The following is a 24,904-nucleotide window of genomic DNA, read 5'->3' on the forward strand; positions in this document are numbered from 1 at the left end:
GCCCTGCATAAGTTGTTGCGCACAGTGTGCAACAACTTCGCCGCGGATGCGTACCCGAACGGTTCCGCGCAGGTGGCCGCCCCGTAGAGTGCCTGACCGACGCCCTCTTCGACCGCGAGGAACCCCGAGGTACCGAGCCGTGACCGCCGACCGTTCCGCCCCGCCCGCCGCAGTGACCGTCGTGGGGATCGGCGCCGACGGCTGGGACGGGCTGCCGGACACCGCGCGCCGGGCACTGCTCGACGCGGAGACCGTCGTCGGCGGCCCGCGTCAGCTCGCTCTGCTGCCGCCGCAGTGCGCCGCCGAGCGCGTGCCCTGGCCCTCCCCGCTGCGTCCGGCGCTCCCCGGCCTGCTCGCCGCGCACGCGGACCGCCGCCTCACCGTCCTGGCCAGCGGCGACCCCATGTTCCACGGCATCGGACGCGCCCTGACCGAGGTGCTCGGCCCCGGCGCGGTGCACGTGCTGCCGCACCCCTCGTCCGTCTCCCACGCCTGCGCCCGGCTCGGCTGGCCCGTCGAGGACGTCCGGGTCGTCACCCTCGTCGGCCGCCCCGCCGCCCGCCTCGCCGCGGCCCTGCACCACGGCCGGCGGCTGCTCGTGCTCAGCGCGGACGCCGGCACGCCCGCCGAGGTCGCCGCCCTGCTGCGCGACCGGGGCTTCGGACCCAGCCCGATGCGGGTGCTGGAGCAGCTCGGCGGTCCGCGGGAACGGACGACCGAGGCCGTCACCGCCGACGCCTGGCCGCCGCACGCCCCGGGCGACCCGCTCAACGTCGTCGCCGTCGAGTGCCGCCGCGCTCCCGGCGCGCTGCGCCTCGGCGCCGTCCCCGGACTGCCCGACGAGGCGTACGAGCACGACGGGCAGCTCACCAAGCGGCACGTCCGCGCCGCCACCCTCGGCGCGCTCGCCCCGGCCCCCGGCGAGCTGCTGTGGGACATCGGTGGCGGCTCCGGTTCGATCGCCGTCGAGTGGATGCGCGCCCACCCCTCCTGCCGGGCCGTCACCGTCGAACGCGACCCGGTCCGCGCCGAGCGCATCGTCCGCAACGCCGACCGGCTCGGCGTACCCGGCCTGCGGGTCGTCACCGGTGCCGCGCCCGGCGCGCTCGCGGACCTCGACCGGCCGGACGCCGTGTTCGTCGGCGGCGGGCTCACCGCGCCCGGACTGCTCCGGGCCTGCTGGGAGGCGCTGCCCGCCGGCGGGCGGCTGGTCGCCAACACCGTGACGCTGGAGTCCGAGGCGCTGCTGGCCGAGGCCCGCACCCGCCACGGGGGCGAACTGGTGCGCCTCGCCGTGGCGCACGCCGTTCCCGTGGGCGGCTTCACCGGGTGGCGGCAGGCGATGCCCGTGACCCAGTGGGCCGTCACCAAGCCCCTCCACCCCTCCCCAGGAGCAGACTCATGACCGTGTACTTCATCGGCGCCGGCCCCGGAGCCGCCGACCTGATCACGGTGCGGGGCGCCCGGACGCTCGCCGCCTGCCAGGTGTGCCTGTACGCGGGCAGCCTGGTCCCGCGCGAGCTGCTGGCCGAATGCCCGCCCGGCGCCCGGCTGGTGGACACGGCGCAGCTCACCCTGGACGAGATCACCGCCGAGCTGGTCCGCGCGCACGAGCAGGGCCTCGACGTGGCCCGGCTGCACTCCGGCGACCCGTCCGTCTTCAGCGCGGTCGCCGAGCAGATGCGGCGCCTGGACGCGGCCCGGGTGCCGTACGAGGTCGTCCCCGGCGTGCCGGCGTTCGCCGCTGCGGCGGCCTCGCTGAAGCGGGAGCTGACGGTCCCGACGGTCGGGCAGACCGTCATCCTCACCAGGGTCGCCCAGCAGGCCACCGCCATGCCCGAGGGCGAGGACCTCGCCACCCTCGGCCGCAGCGGTGCGCTGATCGTGCTCCACCTCGCCGCCAGGTACGTGGACCGGGTGGTCGGCGAACTGCTGCCGCACTACGGGGCGGACTGCCCCGCGGCCGTCGTCGCGAACGCCTCCCGCCCCGACGAACTGATCATCCGCGGGACCCTCGACGAGATCGCCGGGAAGGTGACCGGGGCGGGGATCGTGCGCACCGCGGTGATCATGGTGGGGCGGACCCTGGGAGCGGAACAGTTCCGCGACAGCCACCTGTACTCACCCGAGCGGGAGCGCCATGTCTGCTGAGCCCCGGGCCCGGTGAGGAGGCCGTCCCCGTGCTGCGGGTGCGGGACGCCCCCGCGGCCGTGGGCCGGTACGCGCGGCTGGGCTCCGTCCAGCAGTGGGAGCACCGCTTCGAACCGGGCCTCCCGGTGTTCACGGAGGTCACCCGCGGCCGGGTCCGGCTGTACCCGTCGGAGCACGAGGGGGACGCGCGACCGGACACCCTGGTGTACCTGAGGGCCGCCGACCTGGACGCCGTCGCCGCCGAGTTCGGTGTCCGGCCCGAGGAGCTGCCGTGGGGGCGGGAGCCGGCCCCGCGCGACCCGGACGGCAACCGCCTGCGGGTCGGTCCGGTCACCGGGCAGCCGGGCCGGGCGCCCCGGCGACGGCACTGCGGCCCACCACCGTGCCCGCCCGGTCGATGCAGATCACGTCGACCGCCACGGGCGCCCCGCGCAGCACGGACAGCGCCTCGTCACGGGCGGCGACCGCCACCAGGTCGCCCAGCGGCACCCCGGCCGCCCGGCACAGCTGGAGCGCCGCCAGGCCGGTGTTGGCCTCCGCCACCTCCCGGGCCAGGGCCTCGCCCGCACCGCCGCGCCGGGCCAGCCCGGCCAGGAACCCCTTGTCCACCTGGGAGCGTGCGGAGTGCAGGTCGAGGTGGCCCGCGGCCAGCTTGGACAGCTTGGCGAAGCCGCCGCAGACGGTGAGCCGGTCCACCGGGTGCCGGCGGACATACTTCAGCACGGCGCCCGCGAAGTCCCCCATGTCCAGCAGGGCGTCCTCCGGCAGCCCGTACTCGGCGACGACCGTCTTCTCCGAGGTGGACCCGGTGCACCCGGCGACATGCGTACGGCCGGCGGCCCGCGCCACGTCCACCCCGCGCCGGATCGAGTCGATCCACGCCGAGCAGGAGTAGGGGACGACGATGCCGGTGGTGCCGAGGACGGAGAGGCCGCCGAGGATGCCGAGACGGGGGTTCCAGGTGGACCGGGCGATCTCCTCGCCGTGGTCGACGGAGAGGGTGATCTCGACGTCGCCGCTGCCGCCGTGCCGCTCGGCGACGAGAGCGACGTGGTCCCGCATCATCCGGCGCGGGACCGGGTTGACGGCCGGTTCGCCGACGGGCAGGGGCAGACCGGGCCGCGTGACGGTGCCGACGCCGGGCCCGGCCCGGAAGACGACGCCGGAGCCCGCGGGAAGCCGTCGCACCGTCGCCCGGACCAGCGCGCCGTGGGTGACGTCCGGATCGTCACCGGCGTCCTTCACGATCCCCGCCGTCGCGTGGGCGTCGGTCAGCTCCTCGGTCGCCAGCGCGAACGCCGGTGTCTGCCCCCTGGGCAGGGTGATGGTGACGGGGTCGGGGAAGTCGCCGGTCAGCAGCGCGGTGTACGCGGCCGTCGTCGCCGCCGTCGCGCAGGCACCGGTGGTCCAGCCGTGGCGCAGCCCGGTGTGCTTCAGTTGGGCGCTGCGGCCGCCCTCGGCCTCGCCGCTCATGCCTCACGTCCAGGAAGGGACTCGGATGAAGGACCACTCGTGCACGTGCTGATCCTCGGCGGCACCACCGAGGCCCGCCGCCTCGCCGAACGGCTGGCGGCCGAAGCGCTGCCCGGGCTGCGCGTGACGAACTCGCTGGCGGGACGGGTCGCCGCGCCCCGCACGCCGCCCGGCGACGTGCGCGTCGGCGGCTTCGGGGGAGCGGAGGGTCTCGCCGCCTGGCTGCGGGAGCACACGGTCGACCTGCTCATCGACGCCACGCATCCCTTCGCCGCAACCATCAGCTTCAACGCGGCACGGGCCGCCGCCACCGCCCATGTTCCCCTGCTCGCGCTGCGCCGCCCCGGCTGGGAGCCGGTCGACGGCGACGTCTGGCACGAGACGGACTCCCTGGCCCGGGCCGCCGAGCTGCTGCCCGCCCTCGGCCGGCGGGTCTTCCTGACCACCGGCCGGACGGACCTGTCCGCCTTCGCGGACCTGGCCGGCCTCTGGTTCCTGGTCCGGTCCGTCGACGCGCCCGAGCCGCCGTACCCGCCCCGCATGGAAGTCCTGCTGGACCGCGGCCCGTTCACCCTCGACGGGGAACGCGAGCTGCTGCGCCGGCACCGGATCGACGTCCTGGTCACCAAGGACAGCGGGGGAGCGGCCACCGCGCCGAAGCTGACGGCCGCCCGGGAGGCCGGCGTGCCCGTGGTCGTGGTGCGCAGGCCCCCGGCGCCCGCGGGGGTGCCGGTGGTGACCGGTCCCGAGCAGGCCGTGCGCCGGGTACGGGAGACCCACGCGGACCGGACCTCCGCCGGGCGGCTCGGGCCTCACGTCTCCGGGTAGGCCCACGCGGACCGGACCTCCGCCGGGCGGCTCGGGCCTCACGTCTCCGGGTAGTGGCGGGGCGTCCAGACGATCTCCTCGCCGTCCCCACGCCGTACGGTCCGCGTCTGGGAGGAGCCGACCAGCAGGATCGTGCGCATGTCGACCTCGGCCGGGTCCAGGTCCGCCAGCCGCACGATCCGCACGTGCTCGTCGGCACCGCCCACGTCCCGGGCGACCACGACCGGCGTGTCCGGGGCCCGGTGCTCCAGGAGCAGTTCGCGTGCCTTGCCCACCTGCCAGGTCCGGCTCCGCGACCCGGGGTTGTACAGCGCCAGCACCAGGTCCGCCGAGGCCGCGGCGCGCAGCCGCTCCGCGATGACCTCCCAGGGCTTGAGGCGGTCGGACAGGGAGATCGTGGCGTAGTCGTGGCCGAGCGGGGCGCCCGCCCGCGCGGCCGCCGCGTTGGCCGCCGTCACCCCCGGCAGGACCCGCACCGGCACGTCCGCGTACGCGTCCGCCGACGCGGCCTCCAGCACCGCCGTGGCCATGGCGAAGACACCCGGGTCGCCTCCGGAGACGACGGCCACGCGCCGCCCTTGCCGGGCGAGTTGCAGGGCGAACTCGGCACGCTCGGACTCGACCCGGTTGTCGGACCCGTGCCGGCGCTGGCCGGAGCGCACGGGGACCCGGTCCAGGTAGGTGGTGTAGCCGACCAGGTCGTCCGCCGCGGCGAGCGCGCCGCGGGTCTCGGGCGTCAGCCACAGCGGGCCGGCCGGCCCCGTCCCCACCACGACGACCTCGCCCACGGCACCCGGCCCGGGCTCCGCCGCCACGGCGTCGGCCCGGCTCGGCAGCACCGCCACCGAGAAGTACGGCACCGACTCGGCGTCCACCTCGGCCAGTTCCGCGAGACGCTCCCCCGCCATGGTGGCCCGCTCCACGTACCGGGCCCCGTCGAGCCGGCCGGAAGCCTCCAGCGCGCGCCGCACCTTGGGGAAGGTGCGCCCCATCTTCATCACCACCGCCGCGTCCGTCGAGGCGAGCCGCGCGGTCAGCTCCTCCTCGGGCAGGGTGCCGGGCAGGACGGTCAGCACCTCCTCGCCCTCGGCCAGCGGCGTGCCCAGGCGGGCCGCCGCGGCGGAGACGGAGGTGACGCCCGGGACGACCTCGGTGTCGTAGCGGCCGGCGAGCCGCTTGTGCATGTGCATGTACGAGCCGTAGAAGAGCGGGTCGCCCTCCGCCAGGACCGCCACCGTCCGGCCCGCGTCCAGGTGGGCGGCGAGCCGGGCGGACGCCTCGGCGTAGAAGTCGTCCATGGCGCCCTGGTAGCCGCCGGGGTGGTCGGTGGTCTCGGTGGTGACCGGGTAGACCAGCGGCTCCTCGACGTGGTCGGCGCGGATGTGCCGGGCCGCGATGGAACGCGCGATCGACCGGCCGTGCCGGGCGCTGTGGTACGCGATCACGTCGGCCCCGGCGATGACCTCGACGGCCCGCACGGTCATCAGGGAGGGGTCGCCGGGCCCGAGCCCTACCCCGTACAGCTTGCCGCTCATTCTTCCTCGCTAGCGATCGCGTTGAGCGCGGCGGCCGCGATGGCGCTGCCCCCGCGGCGGCCCCGGACGACCAGGTGTTCCAGGCCCGACGGGTGGGCGGCCAGGGCGTCCTTGGACTCGGCGGCGCCGACGAAGCCGACCGGCACGCCGATGACGGCGGCCGGGCGGGGCGCCCCCTCCTCGATCATCTCCAGCAGCCGGAAGAGCGCGGTGGGCGCGTTGCCGACGGCGACCACGGCTCCCTCCAGCCGGTCGCGCCACAGCTCCAGGGCGGCGGCGCTGCGCGTGGTGCCGAGCCTGGCCGCCAGCTCGGGGACGGCCGGGTCCGACAGGGTGCACAGCACGTCGTTGTCCGCGGGCAGCCGCTTGCGCGTGACGCCGCTCGCCACCATCCGCACGTCGCACAGGATGGGCGCACCGGAGCGCAGGGCCTCGCGGGCGCGGGCCACCACGCCGGACGAGTACGCGAGATCGCGCACGAGGTCCACCATGCCGCAGGCGTGGATCATCCGGACCGCGACCTGGCTGACGTCCGCGGGCAACGCCGCGAGGTCCGCCTCCGCGCGGATGGTCGCGAAGGACTCGCGGTAGATGGCCGCGCCGTCCTTCTCGTAGTCGTAGGGGGTCACGGTGCTGTCTCGCTGCTCTCGGTCGTCGTGGTACGGCTCATGAGGTGATCGCCGCCAGGGCGGTGGCGAGGTCGGACAGGTCGTGGACCGCGACGGTGCGGGACTGCCGTCCGGCGCCGTCGGTCCGGGTGACGCGGTAACCGCCGCCCGGTACGGCGGTCACGTCGACGCGGTCGCCCCGGGGGTGCCCGCACCGCCGCTCGCAGCCGGACCAGTACAGCGGGAGGCGGGCACCGCCCACGGCGCCGAGGGCGCGGGTCGCGTCGGCTCGGACGTCCGCGTGGGACTTGCCGCACCCCGGCCGCCCGATGCACGCGCCGACGCCCGGCCAGGGCGAGGCGGGGTCGGTGACGAGGCCCGCGGCGGCCAGGCGGGAGAGGGCGGCGCTCCGCTCGGACGCGGTCATGTCCGCGGTGGGGACGACGACGCCGCGCCAGGGGGTGAGGCGCAGTTCACCGGGGGCGACCGCGGTCAACTCCCGCCACTGCGGGGTGGTCAGGCGCCCCAGCGGGACATGGACGGACAGGGCCGAGCCGACGATCCCGGGACGGGGCCCGCCGGCGGCCGCCGGGCTGCCCGGGGGGCGGGTGCCGACGGTGCCCGGCGCGGGGATCGGTTCCCGGGCGCTGCCGGGGCCCGGCGTACGGCTCGGGTCCCGGGTGGCGTCGGTTCCGGCCGGGCCGTTCGGGTCCTGGGTGGTGTCGGTGGCCTCCGTGTTGCCCGGCGGCCGGGTGGCGTCGGTCCCGGCCGCGTCGCCCGGACCCCGGGTGCAGTCGATCCCCGACGCCGCGAGGCGGTGTCGTACGGCGGAAGCCAACCCGGTGTGCGCCGGCCCCAGATCGTCGACGCGCCAGACCCGCTCGGCGGACCCCTCGGCACACTCCAGGAACACCTCGGCCGCCAGCAGCGCCGCTCGCGGAGCGTCGTCCCCGGCGACCCGCAGCGTTTCCGGCGCGGAGCCCAGGCGGATCAGCGCACCGCCGTCGGCCGTCGCGCGCACGGTCACGTCGGCGCCGAGCGGGGTCATGTCGCCGCGCCCGTCGTCGAGCGCGAACAGGAACCGCCCCGACAGTCCGCGCGCCGCCCCGCTCGCGCACAGCGCCGCGTCCAGCGCCGACAGCCAGGGCCGCACCTCGCGCACCCCGTTGCCGTCCAGCCCGGACAGCGGCGACGCCACGATGTTGCGCACCCTCTCGTGCCCACGGGACGGCAGGAGCCCGGCCTCGTCCAGCAGACCGGCCAACTCGCCGCCGCACGCGTCGCCGAGTCCGCGCAACTGGACGTTGCCGCGGGAGGTCAGGTGCAGCTCCCCGTCGCCCAGTCGCCGGGCCGCCTCCGCGAGGGCGTGCGCCTGCCGGACGGTCAGGACACCGCCGGGCACGCGGACCCGGGCCAGCGCGCCGTCGTCGGCGGCGTGCAGCCGCAGCGACCCCGGGCAGGCGTCACCGCGGTGCCGCGGAACCGGCGCGGCGTGCGGGGACGAAAGCGGGGGAGGAGTGGACACGGCGGCGAGCATACCGACCATCACACCGGCTGTATGCCCTGCCCTCTTGCGCCGCCCCTTACTATGCTGACCAGGTGGATCGTCCGGTCCGCCGCCGCCACGACGGCGACAGGGGAGGAAGCCCGGTGCGAACCCGGCGCGGTCCCGCCACTGTGAATCCGGCCACTAAGAGGCCGGACGAGCCAGGAACTCCCGCCGTCTTTCACCGCCCGGGGCGCGGACCCCGAGGAAGGCCAGACGACGCATGCCGCATTCGTCCGGGGAGCGCACCGCGCAGCCCCGCATCCTGCTCCTGTCGACGTCCGACACCGACCTGCTCAGCGCTCGCGCGGCCGCCGGTCCGGTGCCGTACCGCTTCGCCAACCCCTCCCGCCTGCCGATCGAGGACCTGCCCGGCCTCCTCGACGGCGTGGGCCTGGTCGTCGTCCGCCTCCTCGGCGGAGTGCGCGCCTGGGAGGAGGGCCTGGACCTGCTGCTCGCCGACGGCCGCCCGGTCGTCGTCCTCACCGGTGAACAGGCGCCCGACGCCCAGCTGATGGCCGCCTCCACCGTGCCCGTCGGCATCGCCGCCGAGGCGCACGCGTACCTCGCCCACGGCGGACCGGCCAACCTCGAGCAGCTCGCCCGCTTCCTGTCCGACACCGTCCTGCTCACCGGCCACGGTTTCGACGCCCCCGCGCCCGCGCCCACCTGGGGTCCGCTGGAGCGCGAACCGGCCCGCGGCGAGGGCCCGACCGTGGCCGTGCTCTACTACCGCGCCCACCACATGAGCGGCAACACCGCCTTCGTACACGCCCTGTGCGACGCCGTGCAGGCCGCCGGCGGCCGACCCCTGCCCCTCTACGTCGCCTCCCTGCGCGCCCCCGAGCCCGAGCTGATCGCCGAGCTGCGCGCCGCGGACGCGATCGTCACCACGGTCCTCGCGGCGGGCGGCACCAGGCCCGCCGAAGCCTCCGCGGGCGGCGACGACGAGTCCTGGGACGCGGGCGCGCTCACCGCGCTGGACGTGCCCATCCTCCAGGCCCTGTGCTTGACCGGGTCGCGCACCGCCTGGGAGGAGAACGACGAGGGGGTGTCGCCCCTGGACGCGGCCAGCCAGATCGCCGTGCCGGAGTTCGACGGCCGCCTGATCACCGTCCCGTTCTCCTTCAAGGAGATCGACGCCGACGGCCTCCCGGCGTACGTCGCCGACCCCGAACGCGCCGCCCGCGTCGCCGGCATCGCCGTACGCCACGCCCGTCTGCGGCACATCCCGGCCGCCGGCAAGCGCCTGGCCCTCGTGCTCTCCGCCTACCCGACCAAGCACTCCCGCATCGGCAACGCGGTCGGCCTCGACACCCCCGCCAGCGCCGTCGCCCTGCTGCGCAGGCTGCGCGAGGAGGGGTACGACTTCGGCACCGGCGAGGTCCCCGGCCTGGTCTCCGGCGACGGCGACGAGCTGATCCGCGCGCTGATCGAGGCGGGCGGCCACGACCAGGACTGGCTGACCGAGGAGCAGCTCGCCCGCAACCCGGTCCGCGTCCCGGCCGCCGACTACCGGCGCTGGTACGCGACCCTCCCCGAGGAGCTGCGCACCTCCGTCGAGCAGCACTGGGGCCCGCCTCCGGGTGAGATGTTCGTCGACCGCAGCCGCAACCCCGAGGGCGACATCGTCCTGGCCGCCCTGCGCCACGGCAACCTGCTGATCCTCATCCAGCCCCCGCGCGGCTTCGGCGAGAACCCCATCGCCATCTACCACGACCCGGACCTGCCGCCCTCCCACCACTACCTCGCCGCCTACCGCTGGATCGCCGCGAGCACCGAGGACGGCGGCTTCGGCGCGGACGCCATGATCCACTTGGGCAAGCACGGCAACCTGGAGTGGCTGCCCGGCAAGAACGCCGGCCTGTCCGCCGCCTGCGGCCCCGACGCGGCCCTCGGCGACCTCCCGCTGATCTACCCGTTCCTCGTCAACGACCCCGGCGAGGGCACCCAGGCCAAGCGCCGCGTCCACGCCACGCTCATCGACCACCTCGTCCCGCCGATGGCCCGCGCCGACTCCTACGGCGACATCGCCCGCCTGGAACAACTCCTCGACGAGTACGCCCAGATCGCGGCCATGGACCCGGCCAAGCTCCCGGCGATCCGCGCCCAGATCTGGACCCTCATCCAGGCCGCGAAGCTCGACCACGACCTCGGCCTCGACGACCGGCCCGACGACGAGGGCTTCGACGACATGATCCTCCATGTCGACGGCTGGCTCTGCGAGGTCAAGGACGCCCAGATCCGCGACGGCCTGCACGTCCTCGGCACCCCGCCCGCCGGCGCCGACCGCGTCAACCTCGTCCTCGCCATCCTGCGCGCCCGCCAGATATGGGGCGGCGCCACCGCCCTGCCCGGTCTGCGCGAGGCCCTGGGCCTGGACGAGTCCGCCGCCACCCGCACCACGGCCGACGCCGCCGAGGAACGGGCCCGCGCGCTCGTCCAGGCGATGGAGGACGCGGACTGGGACCCGGCCGCCGTACCCGCCGGGCACGGCGAACAGGTCGCCGCGATCCTGGAGTTCGCGGCTCGCGAGGTCGTCCCGCGCCTCGCCGCCACCACCGCCGAGATCGACCACGCCGTGCACGCCCTGAACGGCGGCTTCGTCCCCGCCGGACCCTCCGGATCGCCGCTGCGCGGCCTGGTCAACGTCCTGCCGACCGGCCGCAACTTCTACTCGGTCGACCCCAAGGCCGTCCCCTCCCGCCTGGCCTGGGAGACCGGCCAGGCCCTCGCCGACAGCCTCCTGGAGCGGTACCGCACCGACCACGGCGACTGGCCCACCTCCGTCGGCCTCTCCCTGTGGGGCACCAGCGCCATGCGCACCGCGGGCGACGACGTCGCCGAGGCCCTCGCCCTGCTCGGCGTCCGCCCCGTCTGGGACGACGCCTCCCGCCGCGTCACCGGCCTCGAACCCGTCCCGTACGAGGAGCTGGGCCGTCCCCGCATCGACGTCACCCTGCGCATCTCGGGCTTCTTCCGCGACGCGTTCCCGCACACCGTCGGCCTGCTCGACGACGCCGTACGGCTCGCCGCGTCCCTCGAGGAGCCCGCCGAAGTCAACCGGGTCCGCGCCCACGTCCAGGCCGACCTCGCCGACCACGGCGACGAACGCCGGGCCACCACCCGCATCTTCGGCTCCCGCCCCGGCACCTACGGCGCCGGACTGCTCCAGCTCATCGACTCCCGCGACTGGCGCACCGACGCCGACCTCGCCGAGGTCTACACCGTCTGGGGCGGCTACGCCTACGGCCGCGACCTCGACGGCCGCCCGGCCCGCGACGAGATGGAGACGGCGTACAGGCGCATCGCGGTGGCCGCGAAGAACACCGACACCCGCGAACACGACATCGCCGACTCGGACGACTACTTCCAGTACCACGGCGGCATGGTGGCGGCCGTCCGCGCCCTGCGCGGCACCGCCCCCGAGGCGTACATCGGCGACTCCACCCGGCCCGAGACCGTCCGCACCCGCACGCTGGTCGAGGAGACCTCCCGCGTCTTCCGTGCCCGCGTGGTCAACCCCAAGTGGATCGAGGCGATGCGCCGCCACGGCTACAAGGGCGCCTTCGAACTCGCCGCCACCGTCGACTACCTCTTCGGCTACGACGCCACCACGGGCGTCATGGCCGACTGGATGTACGACAAGCTCACCGAGACCTACGTCCTGGACCCGGCCAACCGCGAGTTCCTCCAGCAGGCCAACCCCTGGGCGCTGCACGGCATCGCCGAGCGGCTGCTGGAGGCGGAGTCCCGGGGCATGTGGGAGAAGCCCGACCCGGAGATCCTGGCCGCGCTGCGCCAGGCGTACCTGGAGACCGAGGGCGACCTGGAGGGCGAGGACTGAGCACGGCGGGCCCGACGGACCCGTGCCGCCCGCACCCCGGGCGACACGGGTCCTAGGACCAACGCCTGATCTTTCACTCCGGCATCTGCTGTTAGCGTGCAGTTGCACATCATTGGCAATAACGTCGGAGGATGTTGGACATGGCGGTGTACACGCTCCCTGAGCTTCCCTACGACTACTCGGAGCTCGAACCGGTCATCAACCCGCAGATCATCGAGCTGCACCACGACAAGCACCACGCCGCGTACGTGAAGGGCGCCAACGACACGCTGGAGCAGCTCGCCGAGGCGCGGGACAAGGAGCAGTGGGGCTCCGTCAACGGCCTGGAGAAGAACCTGGCCTTCCACCTCTCCGGCCACATCCTGCACTCGATCTACTGGCACAACATGACCGGCGACGGCGGCGGGGAGCCCCTGGCCGCCGACGGCGTGGGAGACCTGGCCGACGCGATCACCGAGTCCTTCGGCTCCTTCGCCGGCTTCAAGGCGCAGCTGACCAAGGCCGCCGCGACCACCCAGGGTTCGGGCTGGGGCGTGCTGGCCTACGAGCCCCTGAGCGGCCGCCTGATCGTCGAGCAGGTCTACGACCACCAGGGCAACGTCGGCCAGGGCTCCACTCCGATCCTGGTCTTCGACGCCTGGGAGCACGCGTTCTACCTGCAGTACAAGAACCAGAAGGTCGACTTCATCGACGCCATGTGGGCCGTCGTCAACTGGCAGGACGTCGCCAAGCGCTACGAGGCCGCCAAGTCCCGCACCAACGCCCTGCTGCTGGCCCCCTGAACCGTCTGACGCGTCCTGCCTCGTGATCGCCTTCTCACCCTTCACCGGGCAGGCGGCACCACGGAAGGCCCCCCCGGCGGCTCGTGCCTCCGGGGGGCCTTCCGCCGTTCGTCCGCCCCGGGGGAGCGGAACCGGGCGGCGCCCGCCCCTCGGACGGGGACAGAGCCCCTCAGGCCGCCATCAGCGCCGCGAGGGCGCGGTCCATCGCGGCGTCGAACTCCTCCGGCGCCAGCGGCAGACGGGACTTGACGTCCCGGCTCCACTGGTCGGCGAGGACCTCGGCGGAGCCCGCCTCGACACCGTCGAGCGCCGCGTCGGCCAGGTCGCGCGGAGCGAGCTTGTCCACGGGCCAGCCCGCCGCCATGTCGGTGTCGGCCAGGCCGAGGTGCACCGCCGTCACGAGCGTGCCCTGCTCGGCCAGTTCCAGGCGGACGCCGTTGGTCATGGCCCAGGCGGCGGCCTTGGTCAGGTGGTAGGCGCCGGCGCCCTTGCCCGCGAACCAGGACATGGCGGAGAGGACGTTGACGATCGCGCCCCCGCCGTTCCCGGCCAGCGTCGGCGCGAACTCCCGGATCATCACCAGGTGGCCGAACATGTTGGTCTCCAACTCGCCCCGTACCGCGTCCAGCGAGCCGGTCACCAGGTCGGTCCCCGTACTGATTCCCGCGTTGTTGACGAGCAGCGAGACGTCCGTGGCGGCCTCGGCAGCGGCTCTCACGGATGCGGGATCGGTGATGTCGAGGGGCAGCACCTCGACCCCGGGCAGGTCCACGGTCTCGGGCCGGCGGGCAGTCGCGTAGACCTTGCGGGCGCCCCGCTCGAGCAGGCGCTGGGCGAAGGCGCGGCCCAGGCCGCGGTTGGCCCCGGTGACAAGGGCGACGGTGTTGTCGATGTCCATGGCCGGTACGCTAAAACCTGACGTTGACGTCAGAGGCAAGTGCCGATCGCCAGGGCCGGGGTGAGAGGAATCACCGTGACTGCCACAGGGGCCGCGGCCGAGCGGATGATCCGCATCGGCGAGGTGGCACGAGGAGCCGGCGTCTCCGTGCGCGCCGTGCGCTACTACGAACAGCAAGGGCTGCTCATCGCGGAGCGCAGCCCGTCCGGCCAGCGCCTGTACCGGCAGAACGCCATCACCATGGTCCGCTTCTTCCAGCAGATGTTCGCCGCCGGCCTCACCAGCCGAAGGATCAGCGAACTCCTGCCGTGCTGGGACTCCGGGCACACCGACGCCGGGCAACGAGCCATGCTGCGAGCCGAACGCGAGCGCATCCGGGCCAGGATCGACGATCTTCAGACCACCCTGGACCACCTCGACGAGGTCATCGCGATCACGGACACGCACCCCTAGACACCGCCGGCCGACGCGACGGAACCCGAAGACCCGGCCACACCGTGAGACTCCGGCTCAGGGCCACACCAGGCAGTACGGCTGATGCCCCGCCTCATGCAGCCGGTGGCTGAAGTCCTGCCACTCGTGCAGCGAGTGGGAGGGGCGGGTGGCTGACCTGGGGTTTCTTGGCGCAATGTACGTTGACCTGCGGGAACTCCCCCTCGGTAGTTCTCACGGGTCAACGCCGTTTCCCGGGCTCATGTGCCCTGGCGGGGTGGAGCGTTCAGCCAGCCATCACCCGTGCATTCGTCGATGGTCAGTGCTGCGGGAGCCGCCACAGATGCGTTCCCGCCCGGGCTCGGTCCGCAGGAGTCTCGCGGACGAGGTGGTACAGGTTCTCGAAGTATTCCTGCCAGCGGTTCGGATCCGGCATGGCGTTCTGCGCCCGCTTCGCACGCTCGGCCTGCACCAGCGGTTGCAACCCCTCCCAGACCGAGATCACCGACCCACCGAGGTATCCGGAGACGGGTTCGATGTCCACCACCCCGTGGGCGACCAGAGCCCCGAGATTGTCGTAGAACCAAGCCAGTTCACGGACCAGATCCCGATCGTCCTCGGGTAGCCCAGCCAGTCCGGCTGACAGATCATAGGCAGACAGCTGTTCGTGCACGACCTGCCGTGCCTGTGCCAGCCGCACGCTTCGATGTTCGCGAAAGAGATCCACAAGTACGGGCAGGGTGTTGACATGCTCGGTCAGCCGCAGTTGTCGTAACGAGACGGCTCCGGTCACTGCGAGCGCTACCAGCGACACCACGAGGGCTGCGATCTCCAACATGCCTCCGTTAACAGCTGTCCTATTTCCAGTCCCTATCCGTGTCGCGCTGAGGCCGATCGAAGAGCGCGATGCAGCTTCTAGCGACGGAGCCGTTGTGGTACTGGCTACTGGCGCAATCAATCAGGCTGGCCGCGACGCCGTCGAGCGCGTGGCCCGGGGTTCACGGGTGAGTGCGGCTTGGGCTGCGTGGTGTCCGCGGGGTCGTTCGGGAGAGACAGGGGATCGACGGGGCCTGGCGGTTGGACATCGACTGTCTCCATGCCAGGAAGAACCGCGTGGTCGGGGCCGGTGTGAGCCTGCTGGGCGCGCTCGGGTACTGGGAGGATGCGTCGGCGCGTGAGTTCTGCGACGTCGATCAAGGGGGCGGCGACGATGCGGTTGAGGAGTTCTTCCTGTGCAGGTTCCAAGGCAGTCAGATGCTGGAGTACGGCAAGGATTTCGACGAGTTCCCGGCTCCAATCGGGCTCCCAGCGCTCGGGGCGCTCCCGGTCGAGATCACTGCTTACCTTGCCGGTGGTGCGTTCGCTTCGGTAAGCGAGCCAGCTGTCGAGTACGTTGCGCCCGCCCGTGGCGTAGTTGCGCATGCGTGGAGTGACACCGGTGAAGATGCCGCCCTCGATGACAAGGTGCTGGCGTTCGACGTCGTAGCTGATGGCCGATGGGAGCGTTTCGGGCGTGACTTCTTGGGCGTACATGATCTCGGGGTGCAGGCGCCGCCACCAGTTCGATTTGCCTGCCGGGCGGCCGTCTTCGGCGTTGATGCAGCGTGCGCCGAACGTTGAGGCCCATAAGACGTGGCGTCCGAGCCTGATGGCCTCGTGCCAGAGGTCACGATCGGCGGTCAGAGGGATACGTACGCCTAGGGAGTTGAGGTCGTCAGCGTAGAGCTCGGTGAAGGCGGGGTGAGCAGTGACGGCGGCGATGTAGGCGAGCAAGTCCTCGGGGTCGACTTGCGGGAGACCGTAGGAGTTGGCGAGGTGGGGTAATAGCCCGGGGGTGATGTTGGGGGTACGGTCGGCATGCATGAGCGGCAGGACGCGGCCACCATTTCCCTTGAAGTAGTCGTTGTCAGGAACGAGGGCTGTGAATAGCAGTGCCGGACCAGTCTGTAGGCGCTGAGTGTGCTGTTCGACTACGAAAATTTGGCCATCGATGTCGGCATGCCACAGCTCGGGGCGGGAGAAGTCGATGACGCGGCCGTCGGGTATGAGCCATTGGCGGTCCAGGGCTCTACGGGCGATACGTATCGGAGTGGGACAGGGGCCTTGCTCGGCGCGCAGGAGGGTCGACGGGTGGGGGTGTCCCGGGACCTGGAGGGCTTCCTTGTCCAGGGTGCGGTCGCGGGTCTCTTTGAACAGTTCCTGTTTCCGGGCGGGATCGCGCTCTTGGACAAGGCGGTTCCAGCGTCGGTGCAGGATGGCTTTGGATGGGCTGATGACCCAGTTTCGGTTGGGTTTGATGCCGGGCTTGCGCCAGGGTATTAGCTCGGTGAGGGCGGGGAAGGTGTCCCACCCGCTCTGGGAGGCGGGTGTGAAAGGGACGGGTGCAACAGGCCGGGAGCTGCGCCAGCCGGGGCCGTTGATGTGCAGGTTGTGCAGCTGCTGCTCTTTGCTCTGGCGTGTGCCATGAACGGCCGTGTAGTGGACGGGGGCCAGTGCGTCTTGTCGCGCGCCTTGTCGACGGACGAAGATGGCGACGGCTAACTCCTGCTGGACTCCGGGGAAGAAGCGGCTGTTGAGCGGCGGTCTCTTGGTCTCGGGTGTGAGGTCGATGACCCAGCCCTCGGTGCAGGTACGCCGCAGGTAGGAGCGCATGCCCTGGAATCCGGCGCCGCGGATGAATCCGCCGGTGCTGACGAAGCAGACGACCCCGTGGCGGTGATCGCCATGTTGGTCGAAGACTTTGTGAGTGGCCCATCGCCAGAAGTAGGTGCATAGGCTCTTCAGTTTGTGTTCGTACACGCCTGCTGCACCGCGCAGCCGGAAGTCGTCCAGGGGCGGGGAACCGCGGCCCGGCGAACCCTTCTCGATCCATCCGCCCTGGCCTTCTGCCTGCTCGCGGTGGGGAGGGTTGCCTATGACGACGGTGATGCGCTCGTTGCGCTGGATGGTGCTGGCCGCCTCGGCGTCGTCACGTAAGGGCCCCCACAAGGCGCCGTATCGATCGAAGAGTTCGCTGGGACGCCATGGATCGGCGAGAGTGTCGGCCAGGTGCAGGCGCATATCACGTAACCGGACCCGGGCGTTGAGGTGCCGCAGCATCTGCCCCACGCGCATCTGAGCGACGGCAAAGGCACCCATCTGCTTTTCGAACCCGATCAACCGGCTGGCGAGTTCTTGCACGGATTCGGCGCGGAAACCTTCGTTGCCGTCCTCGGACTGTTTGCGGGCGACGAGGTCGATGATGCCGGTGAGGAAGGTGCCGGTTCCCATCGACGGGTCGATGATGGATACGCCGGGGTCGGCGAAGCCATCCGGACAATCCAATGTATTGGTGAGCACCTCGTCAACGAGGCGGATCATCTCCGTCACCAGCGGGGCCGGGGTGTAGTAGGTGCCGGAGTCCTTGCGTAAATTGGCGTCGTACTCCTGCAAGAAGTGCTCGTAGAGATGGATGTGGAATCCGGGTTCACCGGCGAGGGAACTTCTCCAGTCGATGGCGTCAATGACGCGGACGAGCATGTCCAGGCTGTCGCGGAATTCTCCCTCGACCTGGTCGGTGAGGATCTGCAAGGCGCGGCCCATGACGGAATGCTCAGCCCCGAGGCGTCGGCCTACCTCGTGCAGGCTCATACCGACCAATGCCTCTTCGTTGCTGCCAGAGTTGTCGGAACCGGCCAGCAGGAGAGCGAAGGTGACGGACTGTGCGTAGCGGTCAGCGAAGGTCGCCCGTTTGTCCCGGTCATCGGTGGTCGGGAAGAGGTCGACCTCAAGCGTGGAAGCCAGATCGGTGAATGGACGCTGGTGGCGTGGGAGTCCCGCTTCTGCATCGAGGCGGTCATGAACAGCATCACGCAGAAGCGCGCACAGCGGGGCGACATGGGCGACCACCTCCCGCATTGACGTGAGCGGCTTGGGCTGCCAGCCGAAGAACGCGACGAGCATGGCCTCGAAGGCGGTCTCACTGGCGGTCGGCAACCTTAGGCGGGAGCCGGCGCTGCGCAGATCGCCCTCGAAGTGGATGGTGTCGCCGTGCTGCCGACCGGAGCGGTACATGATCCATGTCTGACCGTTCGTGTAGATCAGATTGGGCAGTTTCGCCATGCCCTCCCATTGACGACGGTCACGCTGCTTCAGGCTGCCGGGATGGATCACGCTCTTGTCGGGGCTCTTCAGCTCGACATAGCCGACGATGTTGCGCGGCAACTTTCCGATCCGCACCGCAAGGTCAGGCCGTATCCGATGCGCGGCGATGGCCACCTCAGCGTGTAGGACCGCTTGCAGCCCTAACACCCCTGCTGCGTCGACGAGAAGGGTTTCTACCGCTCGGCGGATCGCGGCTTCCTTCTGCCCGTGCAGCAACGCCTGCTTACACGTCGCGCCGAATTCGCTGACGAGCCTCCGAAACCGGTCCTTGCGCTGCATCCGCCCCCCAAGGCCAGCACAACCCCCACCTTTCCTCAACTTACAGTAAACACAATGTGACCCCCCGTCGAGAGTGCCTCCCAAGATGTCGCGTTGAGTGGTCTCGCGGTCGGAGGTGACTAGGTCGAAGCGCTGGCGCTGCGGGCTGTGTTCACAGGCGCGGCTACTGGTGTCGCTCATGGGGCGCCATCGCTCCTGGCGCTGTGCGCTGACCAGGCCGTTGATGCTGACGGAGAAGGATGCGTCTGGGACCGCCGGAATCGTGCGCCGGAGGCCCCTCGTGGACGGGTCGGTGACTGTAGGTGACCGCCGGGGCAGCCAGGCTGCAACGAATGTAGGAATGACCTTCAGGCCGACCCTTTCCGGAGGGCCGGTGGCCGCCTGACGCCCCCCGACAAGCAAAAAGGCGGGACCCGAAAGCCCCGCCCGTCCGTCACGACCAACCAGCTCAGGGCCACACCAGGCAGTAAGGCTGATGCCCCGCCTCATGCAGCCGGTGGCTGAAGTCCTGCCACTCGTGCAGCAGCTGGTACACGTTGAACGCGTCGCGTGGGCCGCCCCGGTCCGGGACCGTGGACCAGATGAAGGCCGCCGCGCCGACCGCTTCCTCGCCGATGCCGCGCAGGGGGTCGACGACGGTCATCGGGAGCTTCACGACCGCGTAGTCGGGGTGCAGGACGACCAGCTCCAGCGGGGGGACCTTGTGCAGGGGGACGCCCTCGATGCCGGTGAGGACCATGGCGGCCATCGTCTCCGGCTTGATCTTGGTGAACATGCCGTTCATCCCGAGCTCGTCGCCGCCCAGTTCCTCGGGGCGCATCGAGATCGGGACGCGGGCCGCCGTCGCGCCGTCGGGCGCGCCGAAGTACTTGTAGGTCACCCCCACCCGACCACCATTCCTGCTCCCCGCCCCCAGCCGGTCGGCCCGCCGGTCGAGCCGCTCGGACTCACCCGGGGTGCCGTGTGCCTGACGTGCTTCGGACGCTTCCTCCGCCTCGCGCCGGTGCCTTCCCCGCCGGGCACGTCGAGGACCCAGGTCGTCGGTCCCCTCGCCCAGTCCGCCACCGCGATGCATATCTCCACCCGACTGCTTTTCTAGGACGCGTGGCCCCCGCCGCGCAACCCGATCATCGTGTCAGTGACCTCCCCCACGGCCGCCCGCCGAAACGTGCGGTGAAACATATGTCCGCCATATGCCCGCCGGACGGTCGGCAGCCCCGTCCGCGCCTCCTCGGTGAGCTGCGTGGATGGGCTCCAGTCTGGCAGACGGCACGGCGTTCGGGGCGGTTGTCTACCCTTGTCGAGGTCACCCTGGGCAACCGGAGGCCGAGTGCGGGCCGAGCAGGACCCGGGCAGGGTCCGATACGTCGGAGAAGGTCGAGAAGGTCGGAGAAGTCGCAGGTCATGAGCGAACTGGCATATCCATACGAAGCACCGGCCTCGCAGGCTCTGTTCGACCGCGCGGCGGCCGTCACGCCCGGCGGGGTGAACTCGCCGGTGCGCGCCTTCCGCGCCGTCGGCGGGACACCCCGGTTCATGGTGTCCGGCACCGGGCCCTACCTGACCGACGCCGACGGGCGGGAGTACGTCGACCTGGTCTGCTCCTGGGGGCCGATGATCCTCGGGCACGCGCACCCCGAGGTGATCGCCGCCGTGCAGGAGGCGGTGGCGCGCGGGACGTCGTTCGGCACGCCCGCCGAGGGCGAGGTCGCGCTCGCCGAGGCGATGGTCGAGCGGGTCGCGCCGCTGGAGGAGGTCCGGCTCGTGTCGAGCGGGACCGAGGCCACCATGTCCGCGATCCGGCTGGCCCGCGGCTTCACGCGGCGCACCAAGGTCGTCAAGTTCGCCGGGTGTTACCACGGTCACGTCGACTCGCTGCTCGCCGCCGCGGGCTCCGGCGTCGCCACCTTCGCGCTGCCCGACACCCCCGGCGTCACCGGCGCCCAGGCGAGCGACACGATCGTGCTGCCGTACAACGACCTGGAGGCCGTGCACGCCGCCTTCGCCGCCCACCCCGGTGAGATCGCCTGCGTGATCACGGAGGCCTCGCCCGGCAACATGGGCGTCGTGCCGCCGCTGCCCGGGTTCAACCAGGGGCTCAAGGACGCCTGCGCCGCGAACGGCGCGCTGTTCGTCTCCGACGAGGTCATGACCGGGTTCCGGACCAGCCGCGCCGGGTGGTTCGGGGTGGAGGGCGTCGTGCCCGACCTCATGACCTTCGGCAAGGTGATGGGAGGCGGGTTCCCCGCCGCCGCGTTCGGCGGGCGCGCCGACGTCATGGCGCACCTCGCCCCGGCCGGGCCCGTCTACCAGGCCGGCACCCTCTCCGGGAACCCGGTCGCCACCGCCGCCGGCCTCGCCCAGCTGCGGCTCCTCGACGACGCCGCGTACGACACCGTCAACGCCGTGTCCGCGCGGATCCAGGGGCTCGTCACCGAGGCCCTCGCCAAGGAGGGCGTCGCGCACACGCTGCAGACCGCCTCCAACATGTTCTCGGTGTTCTTCACCGACCGGCCGGTCCGCGACTACGAGGACGCCAAGGCGCAGGAGTCCTTCCGCTACACCGCGTTCTTCCACTCGCTCCTCTCGAACGGCGTCTACCTGCCGCCGTCCTCCTTCGAGTCCTGGTTCGTGTCCACGGCCCACGACGAGCGGGCCGTCCAGCGCATCGCCGACGCCCTCCCGGCGGCGGCCCGAGCTGCCGCGGAGGCGACGGCATGAGCAACGGCACCCACGAGCGCGACGACGAGCTGACCGTCGTCCACGTGATGCGGCACGGCGAGGTCGAGAACCCCACCGGTGTCCTGTACGGGCGGCTCCCCGGCTACCACCTGTCCGAGCTGGGCCGGCGGATGGCCGAGCGGGTCGCCGAGCACCTCGCGCCCCGCGACGTGACGTACGTCGTCGCCTCCCCGCTGGAGCGGGCGCAGGAGACCGCGACGCCGATCGCCAAGACGCACGGGCTCGCCCTCGACACCGACGGGCGCCTCATCGAGGCGGAGAACGTCTTCCAGGGCAAGACCTTCGGCATCGGCGACGGCGCGCTGCGCCGGCCCGCCAACTGGAAGCACGTGGTCAACCCCTTCAAGCCGTCCTGGGGCGAGCCGTACGTCGACCAGGTGGTGCGGATGAAGGGCGCGCTGGACGCCGCCCGCGACCGGGCGCGCGGGCACGAGGCCGTGATCGTCAGCCACCAGCTGCCGATCTGGATCCTGCGGTCCTACGTCGAGCGCCGGCGGCTGTGGCACGACCCGCGCAAGCGCCAGTGCACGCTGGCGTCCCTGACGACGTTCACGTACCGGGGCGACCGGATCGTCTCCGTCGGGTACACCGAGCCCGCCCGCGACCTGGTCCCGGCCCACCTCCGCGCGGGGGCCAAGCCGGTGAAGGGACAGGGCAAGGCGTACGGCGCCTGAGGGCCGCAAGCGCGTCGTGGTGAGCGGGTCGTTCCTGTGGACCCGCTGTTACCCGATCCGCACATATTTCCGGAACCCGCTCGTTCGTCGCGTCCTCTCACCGAGTGACCACCAAGGACGCGACGAACGAGGTTGCGATGCGCACTACCAACCGCACTCTCACCCGCAGGGGGATACTCGGGCTCGGCGCGGGGGCCGCCGCGGCCGCCGGGCTCGCCGGCTGCGGCACCGGTTCCCACTCCGCGTCGGGCGGCTCGCACCAGGCCGGGGACGGCGGGACACCCTCGCCCTCCGGCAGCAGCAAGGCCCCGGCGAAGCCCATCGGCGACGGCTCCACGTCGTACACCGGCAAGCAGCCGCACCAGCCGGACGCCCCCGTGCCGCTGGAGCCCGGCCAGACGCCGCCGCAGTTCGTCGTCTTCTCGTGGGACGGGGCGGGAGAGGTCGGCAACGGGCTCTTCCCGCGCTTCCTGGACCTCGCCCGGGAGCACGGCGCCCACATGACCTTCTTCCTCTCCGGCCTGTACCTGCTGCCCGAGTCGAAGAAGCGCCTGTACGACCCGCCGAACAACCCGCGCGGCGCCTCCGACATCGGCTACCTCACCGACGAGCACATCAAGGCGACGCTCACCAACGTCCGCCGCGCCTGGCTCGACGGGCACGAGATCGGCACGCACTTCAACGGCCACTTCTGCGGGGGCGGCGGCAGCGTCGGCAACTGGACGTCCGCGCAGTGGCGCAGCGAGATCGACCAGGCCAAGTCCTTCGTCAAGGAGTGGAAGACCAACAGCGGCTGGACCGACCTGCCCGCCCTGCCCTTCGACTACGACAAGGAACTCGTCGGCGGCCGCACGCCCTGCCTGCTCGGCCAGGACAACCTGCTGCCCACCGCCCGTGAGCTGGGCTGGCGCTACGACGCCTCCTCGCCCGGCGGCCGCCAGGTGTGGCCGGTGAAGAAGGACGGGATCTGGGACCTGCCGCTGCAGCAGATACCTTTCCCCGGCCATTCCTTCGAGGTCCTCTCGATGGACTACAACATCCTCGCCAACCAGTCGGTGAACTCGACCAACGCACCCGCGTACCACTACCCGCGCTGGCGTGAACAGGCCACGAAGGCGTACATATCCGGCTTCGAGCGGGCTTACGAGACGAACCGGGCACCCTTCTTCATCGGCAACCACTTCGAGGAGTGGAACGGCGGCATCTACATGGACGCCGTCGAGAACGCCCTGAAGCACATCGCGCGGGAGAAGGAGAAGGGCGCGGACATCCGGCTGGTCTCCTTCCGGCAGTTCACCGACTGGCTGGACGTGCAGAAACCGGAGGTGCTGGCCAAGCTGCGGACCGTCGAGGTGGGGCAGCGGCCCGCCGGCGGCTGGAACGCCTTCCTCGGGGACGGCGCCTCCGCATCCGGGACACCCACCGGGAACGCCGCCTGAAATGCGGGTTTCCGCCCGGGAGGGGGGTGCGCAAGATCCTCGGAACGGACATGCGAAACTTTTCACATGAGTGCCGCCAGCCGCGCCCCCCTGCGCTCGAACCGCACCGCCGACCGCGTGTCCGACCGCGGCCGGCCCCGTGTCCGTAGCCGGGCCGCCCTCGCCGTCGGCGCAGCCGCCGCGGCACTGCTCGTGTCCGCGTGCAGCTCCGGCGGCACCTCGGGCGGCGGCGGCCAGACGGGCTTCGTCACCGGCTCCGACGGCATCGCCACCGCGAAGCAGGGCGAGCGCGCCGACGCCCCCGAGCTGTCCGGCAAGACCGTCGACGGGGGCCGGGTCGACGTCGCCGACTACCGGGGCAAGGTCGTCGTCCTCAACGTCTGGGGCTCGTGGTGCCCGCCCTGCCGCGCCGAGGCCAAGAACTTCGAGAAGGTCTACCAGGACGTCAAGGACCAGGGCGTGCAGTTCGTCGGCATCAACACCCGCGACACCTCCACCGGCCCGGCCCGCGCCTTCGAGAAGGACTACGGCGTCACCTACCCGAGCCTGTACGACCCGACCGGCAAGCTGATGCTCCGCTTCGAGAAGGGCACCCTCAACCCCCAGGCCGTGCCCTCCACGCTCGTCATCGACAAGGACGGCAAGGTCGCCGCGCGCACGCTCCAGGCGCTCAGCGAGGAGAAGCTGCGCAAGATGCTCGCCCCGTACCTCGCCGACGGATCCGCCGACTCCGCCGCGTCGGAGAAGTGACGTGTCCGCAGCGATCACCCTCGCCGAGACGGCGGGCTACAACGGCACCGTGCTCAACGGCGCGCTCCTGGTGGCCCTCCCCATCGCCCTGCTCGGCGGCCTCGTCTCCTTCTTCTCCCCCTGCGTCCTGCCCCTGGTCCCCGGCTACCTCTCCTACGTGACCGGGGTCACCGGCACCGACCTCGGTGAGGCCCGGCGCGGACGCATGGTGGCCGGCGCTTCCCTCTTCGTCCTCGGCTTCACCGCCGTCTTCGTCTCCAGCGGCGCGCTCTTCGGCTACTTCGGCCAGACGCTCCAGGAGAACCGGAGCGTGCTGACCGACATCCTGGGCGCGTTCATGATCCTCATGGGCGTCTTCTTCATGGGCCTGATGCCCTGGCTGACCCAGCGCGAGTTCCGCTTCCACCGCAAGCCGGTGAACGGCCTGGTCGGCGCCCCGATACTCGGCGCCCTGTTCGGCATCGGTTGGACGCCGTGCATCGGCCCGACCCTCGCCTCCGTGCTGGCGCTCTCCGCCGACCAGGGCACCGCGGGCCGCGGCGCGATACTGACCGTCGCCTACTGCCTCGGTCTCGGCGTCCCCTTCGTCCTCGCCGCCGTCGCCTTCCGCAAGGCGCTCGGCGCCTTCGGCTGGGTCAAGCGGCACTATGTCTGGGTGATGCGGGTCGGCGGCGTCATGATGATCGCCACCGGCCTGCTGCTGCTGACCGGCGCGTGGGACGGCATCGTGCAGGACATGCAGACCTGGTCCAACGGCTTCACTGTGGGGATCTGACC

Annotated in this window: 19 protein-coding genes, 1 pseudogene and 1 riboswitch; of the genes and pseudogenes, 12 read left to right on the forward strand and 8 right to left on the reverse strand. The window is 72.0% G+C overall.

What is annotated here, in order from left to right; genetic code table 11:
• The first annotated feature begins 139 nt into the window (after positions 1–139).
• The 3 genes and pseudogenes from cbiE to EV562_RS35590 form a co-directional block, all read left to right on the forward strand.
• On the forward strand, positions 140–1,405 hold the full coding sequence (cbiE, locus tag EV562_RS16150; protein ID WP_243860068.1) for a precorrin-6y C5,15-methyltransferase (decarboxylating) subunit CbiE: 1,266 nt from the start codon (positions 140–142) through the stop codon (positions 1,403–1,405).
• Positions 1,402–2,151, forward strand: a complete 750-nt coding sequence (gene cobM / locus EV562_RS16155; protein WP_133887520.1) for a precorrin-4 C(11)-methyltransferase — start codon at positions 1,402–1,404, stop codon at positions 2,149–2,151. Before cbiE ends, cobM begins: the two co-directional genes overlap by 4 nt.
• Positions 2,148–2,483, forward strand: a pseudogene (locus EV562_RS35590) (glyoxalase superfamily protein); the annotation flags it as partial. The gene cobM and the pseudogene EV562_RS35590, both read left to right, overlap by 4 nt.
• Here EV562_RS35590 and EV562_RS16165 read toward each other — a convergent pair.
• Positions 2,482–3,624 (reverse strand): cobalt-precorrin-5B (C(1))-methyltransferase, encoded by a 1,143-nt coding sequence (locus EV562_RS16165; protein WP_133887521.1) that lies wholly within the window; start codon positions 3,622–3,624, stop codon positions 2,482–2,484. The pseudogene EV562_RS35590 and the gene EV562_RS16165 sit on opposite strands and share 2 nt — an antisense overlap.
• A 39-nt stretch (positions 3,625–3,663) precedes the next feature.
• Between EV562_RS16165 and EV562_RS16170 the strand changes: the two genes are divergently transcribed.
• Positions 3,664–4,452: a cobalt-precorrin-6A reductase gene (locus tag EV562_RS16170; protein ID WP_133887522.1), complete on the forward strand. Its 789-nt coding sequence runs from the start codon at positions 3,664–3,666 to the stop codon at positions 4,450–4,452.
• Positions 4,453–4,490: 38 nt separating this feature from the next.
• On the opposite strand, the gene EV562_RS16175 is transcribed toward EV562_RS16170, so the two are convergent.
• From EV562_RS16175 to EV562_RS16185, 3 genes are read right to left on the reverse strand one after another with little or no spacing between them, the layout of a single operon-like run.
• A complete protein-coding gene (locus EV562_RS16175; RefSeq protein WP_133887523.1) occupies positions 4,491–5,987 on the reverse strand; it encodes a precorrin-2 C(20)-methyltransferase in 1,497 nt (498 codons plus the stop codon).
• Positions 5,984–6,616: a precorrin-8X methylmutase gene (locus EV562_RS16180; protein WP_133887524.1), complete on the reverse strand. Its 633-nt coding sequence runs from the start codon at positions 6,614–6,616 to the stop codon at positions 5,984–5,986. The genes EV562_RS16175 and EV562_RS16180 overlap by 4 nt, the downstream gene beginning before the upstream one ends.
• Positions 6,617–6,653: 37 nt before the next feature.
• Positions 6,654–8,132 (reverse strand): cobalamin biosynthesis protein CobG, encoded by a 1,479-nt coding sequence (locus EV562_RS16185; protein WP_208298370.1) that lies wholly within the window; start codon positions 8,130–8,132, stop codon positions 6,654–6,656.
• Between the two features lie 55 nt (positions 8,133–8,187).
• Positions 8,188–8,335, forward strand: a riboswitch (cobalamin riboswitch).
• Positions 8,336–8,364: 29 nt separating this feature from the next.
• Here EV562_RS16185 and cobN point away from each other — a divergent pair.
• Both cobN and EV562_RS16195 read left to right on the forward strand, forming a co-directional pair.
• The gene (cobN, locus tag EV562_RS16190) at positions 8,365–11,988 is read left to right on the forward strand and encodes a cobaltochelatase subunit CobN (protein WP_133887526.1); all 3,624 of its coding nucleotides are present in this window, start codon (positions 8,365–8,367) and stop codon (positions 11,986–11,988) included.
• A 140-nt stretch (positions 11,989–12,128) separates the two neighbouring features.
• On the forward strand, positions 12,129–12,770 hold the full coding sequence (locus tag EV562_RS16195) for a superoxide dismutase (protein WP_133887527.1): 642 nt from the start codon (positions 12,129–12,131) through the stop codon (positions 12,768–12,770).
• Between the two features lie 169 nt (positions 12,771–12,939).
• On the opposite strand, the gene EV562_RS16200 is transcribed toward EV562_RS16195, so the two are convergent.
• Positions 12,940–13,668 carry an SDR family oxidoreductase gene (locus tag EV562_RS16200; protein WP_133887528.1) on the reverse strand — a complete coding sequence of 243 codons (729 nt, stop codon included), beginning with the start codon at positions 13,666–13,668 and terminating at the stop codon, positions 12,940–12,942.
• A 75-nt stretch (positions 13,669–13,743) separates the two neighbouring features.
• Here EV562_RS16200 and EV562_RS16205 point away from each other — a divergent pair, with 75 nt between their 5' ends.
• Positions 13,744–14,121, forward strand: coding sequence for a MerR family transcriptional regulator (locus EV562_RS16205; protein ID WP_133887529.1), 378 nt, complete (start codon positions 13,744–13,746; stop codon positions 14,119–14,121).
• 298 nt (positions 14,122–14,419) lie between these two features.
• Here the strand turns inward: EV562_RS16205 and EV562_RS16210 are convergent, their stop codons facing one another.
• The 3 genes from EV562_RS16210 to EV562_RS16220 form a co-directional block, all read right to left on the reverse strand.
• The gene (locus EV562_RS16210) at positions 14,420–14,938 is read right to left on the reverse strand and encodes a hypothetical protein (RefSeq protein WP_133887530.1); all 519 of its coding nucleotides are present in this window, start codon (positions 14,936–14,938) and stop codon (positions 14,420–14,422) included.
• 116 nt (positions 14,939–15,054) lie between these two features.
• A complete protein-coding gene (locus EV562_RS16215) occupies positions 15,055–18,522 on the reverse strand; it encodes a type ISP restriction/modification enzyme (protein ID WP_166661828.1) in 3,468 nt (1,155 codons plus the stop codon).
• A gap of 448 nt (positions 18,523–18,970) precedes the next feature.
• Positions 18,971–19,597 (reverse strand): hypothetical protein, encoded by a 627-nt coding sequence (locus EV562_RS16220; RefSeq protein ID WP_208298363.1) that lies wholly within the window; start codon positions 19,595–19,597, stop codon positions 18,971–18,973.
• Positions 19,598–19,926: 329 nt separating this feature from the next.
• On the opposite strand from EV562_RS16220, the gene hemL reads away from it, so the two are divergent.
• From hemL to EV562_RS16250, 5 genes are all read left to right on the forward strand, one after another.
• The gene (gene hemL, locus EV562_RS16230) at positions 19,927–21,243 is read left to right on the forward strand and encodes a glutamate-1-semialdehyde 2,1-aminomutase (protein WP_133887533.1); all 1,317 of its coding nucleotides are present in this window, start codon (positions 19,927–19,929) and stop codon (positions 21,241–21,243) included.
• Positions 21,240–21,938 carry a histidine phosphatase family protein gene (locus EV562_RS16235; protein WP_133887534.1) on the forward strand — a complete coding sequence of 233 codons (699 nt, stop codon included), beginning with the start codon at positions 21,240–21,242 and terminating at the stop codon, positions 21,936–21,938. The genes hemL and EV562_RS16235 overlap by 4 nt, the downstream gene beginning before the upstream one ends.
• Positions 21,939–22,075: 137 nt before the next feature.
• Complete coding sequence (locus tag EV562_RS16240) at positions 22,076–23,377, forward strand: hypothetical protein (protein WP_133887535.1); 1,302 nt, start codon at positions 22,076–22,078, stop codon at positions 23,375–23,377.
• A 66-nt stretch (positions 23,378–23,443) separates the two neighbouring features.
• Positions 23,444–24,127: a TlpA disulfide reductase family protein gene (locus EV562_RS16245; RefSeq protein WP_133887536.1), complete on the forward strand. Its 684-nt coding sequence runs from the start codon at positions 23,444–23,446 to the stop codon at positions 24,125–24,127.
• Position 24,128: 1 nt separating this feature from the next.
• On the forward strand, positions 24,129–24,902 hold the full coding sequence (locus EV562_RS16250) for a cytochrome c biogenesis protein CcdA (protein WP_133887537.1): 774 nt from the start codon (positions 24,129–24,131) through the stop codon (positions 24,900–24,902).
• Positions 24,903–24,904: the final 2 nt, after the last annotated feature.

Source organism: Streptomyces sp. BK208 (assembly GCF_004364245.1).
Classification (GTDB): Bacteria; Actinomycetota; Actinomycetes; order Streptomycetales; family Streptomycetaceae; genus Streptomyces.

Bases quoted from the DNA above. Each gene is read 5' to 3' on its own strand.
- EV562_RS16215 (WP_166661828.1), bottom strand. From the start codon at position 18,522: ATGCAGCGCAAGGACCGGTTTCGGAGGCTCGTCAGCGAATTCGGCGCG.
- cobN (WP_133887526.1), top strand. From the start codon at position 8,365: ATGCCGCATTCGTCCGGGGAGCGCACCGCGCAGCCCCGCATCCTGCTC.
- EV562_RS16200 (WP_133887528.1), bottom strand. From the start codon at position 13,668: ATGGACATCGACAACACCGTCGCCCTTGTCACCGGGGCCAACCGCGGC.
- EV562_RS16195 (WP_133887527.1), top strand. From the start codon at position 12,129: ATGGCGGTGTACACGCTCCCTGAGCTTCCCTACGACTACTCGGAGCTC.
- EV562_RS16240 (WP_133887535.1), top strand. From the start codon at position 22,076: ATGCGCACTACCAACCGCACTCTCACCCGCAGGGGGATACTCGGGCTC.
- EV562_RS16165 (WP_133887521.1), bottom strand. From the start codon at position 3,624: ATGAGCGGCGAGGCCGAGGGCGGCCGCAGCGCCCAACTGAAGCACACC.
- EV562_RS16175 (WP_133887523.1), bottom strand. From the start codon at position 5,987: ATGAGCGGCAAGCTGTACGGGGTAGGGCTCGGGCCCGGCGACCCCTCC.
- EV562_RS16220 (WP_208298363.1), bottom strand. From the start codon at position 19,597: ATGCATCGCGGTGGCGGACTGGGCGAGGGGACCGACGACCTGGGTCCT.
- EV562_RS16235 (WP_133887534.1), top strand. From the start codon at position 21,240: ATGAGCAACGGCACCCACGAGCGCGACGACGAGCTGACCGTCGTCCAC.
- hemL (WP_133887533.1), top strand. From the start codon at position 19,927: ATGAGCGAACTGGCATATCCATACGAAGCACCGGCCTCGCAGGCTCTG.
- cobM (WP_133887520.1), top strand. From the start codon at position 1,402: ATGACCGTGTACTTCATCGGCGCCGGCCCCGGAGCCGCCGACCTGATC.
- EV562_RS16210 (WP_133887530.1), bottom strand. From the start codon at position 14,938: ATGTTGGAGATCGCAGCCCTCGTGGTGTCGCTGGTAGCGCTCGCAGTG.
- EV562_RS16245 (WP_133887536.1), top strand. From the start codon at position 23,444: ATGAGTGCCGCCAGCCGCGCCCCCCTGCGCTCGAACCGCACCGCCGAC.
- EV562_RS16185 (WP_208298370.1), bottom strand. From the start codon at position 8,132: ATGCTCGCCGCCGTGTCCACTCCTCCCCCGCTTTCGTCCCCGCACGCC.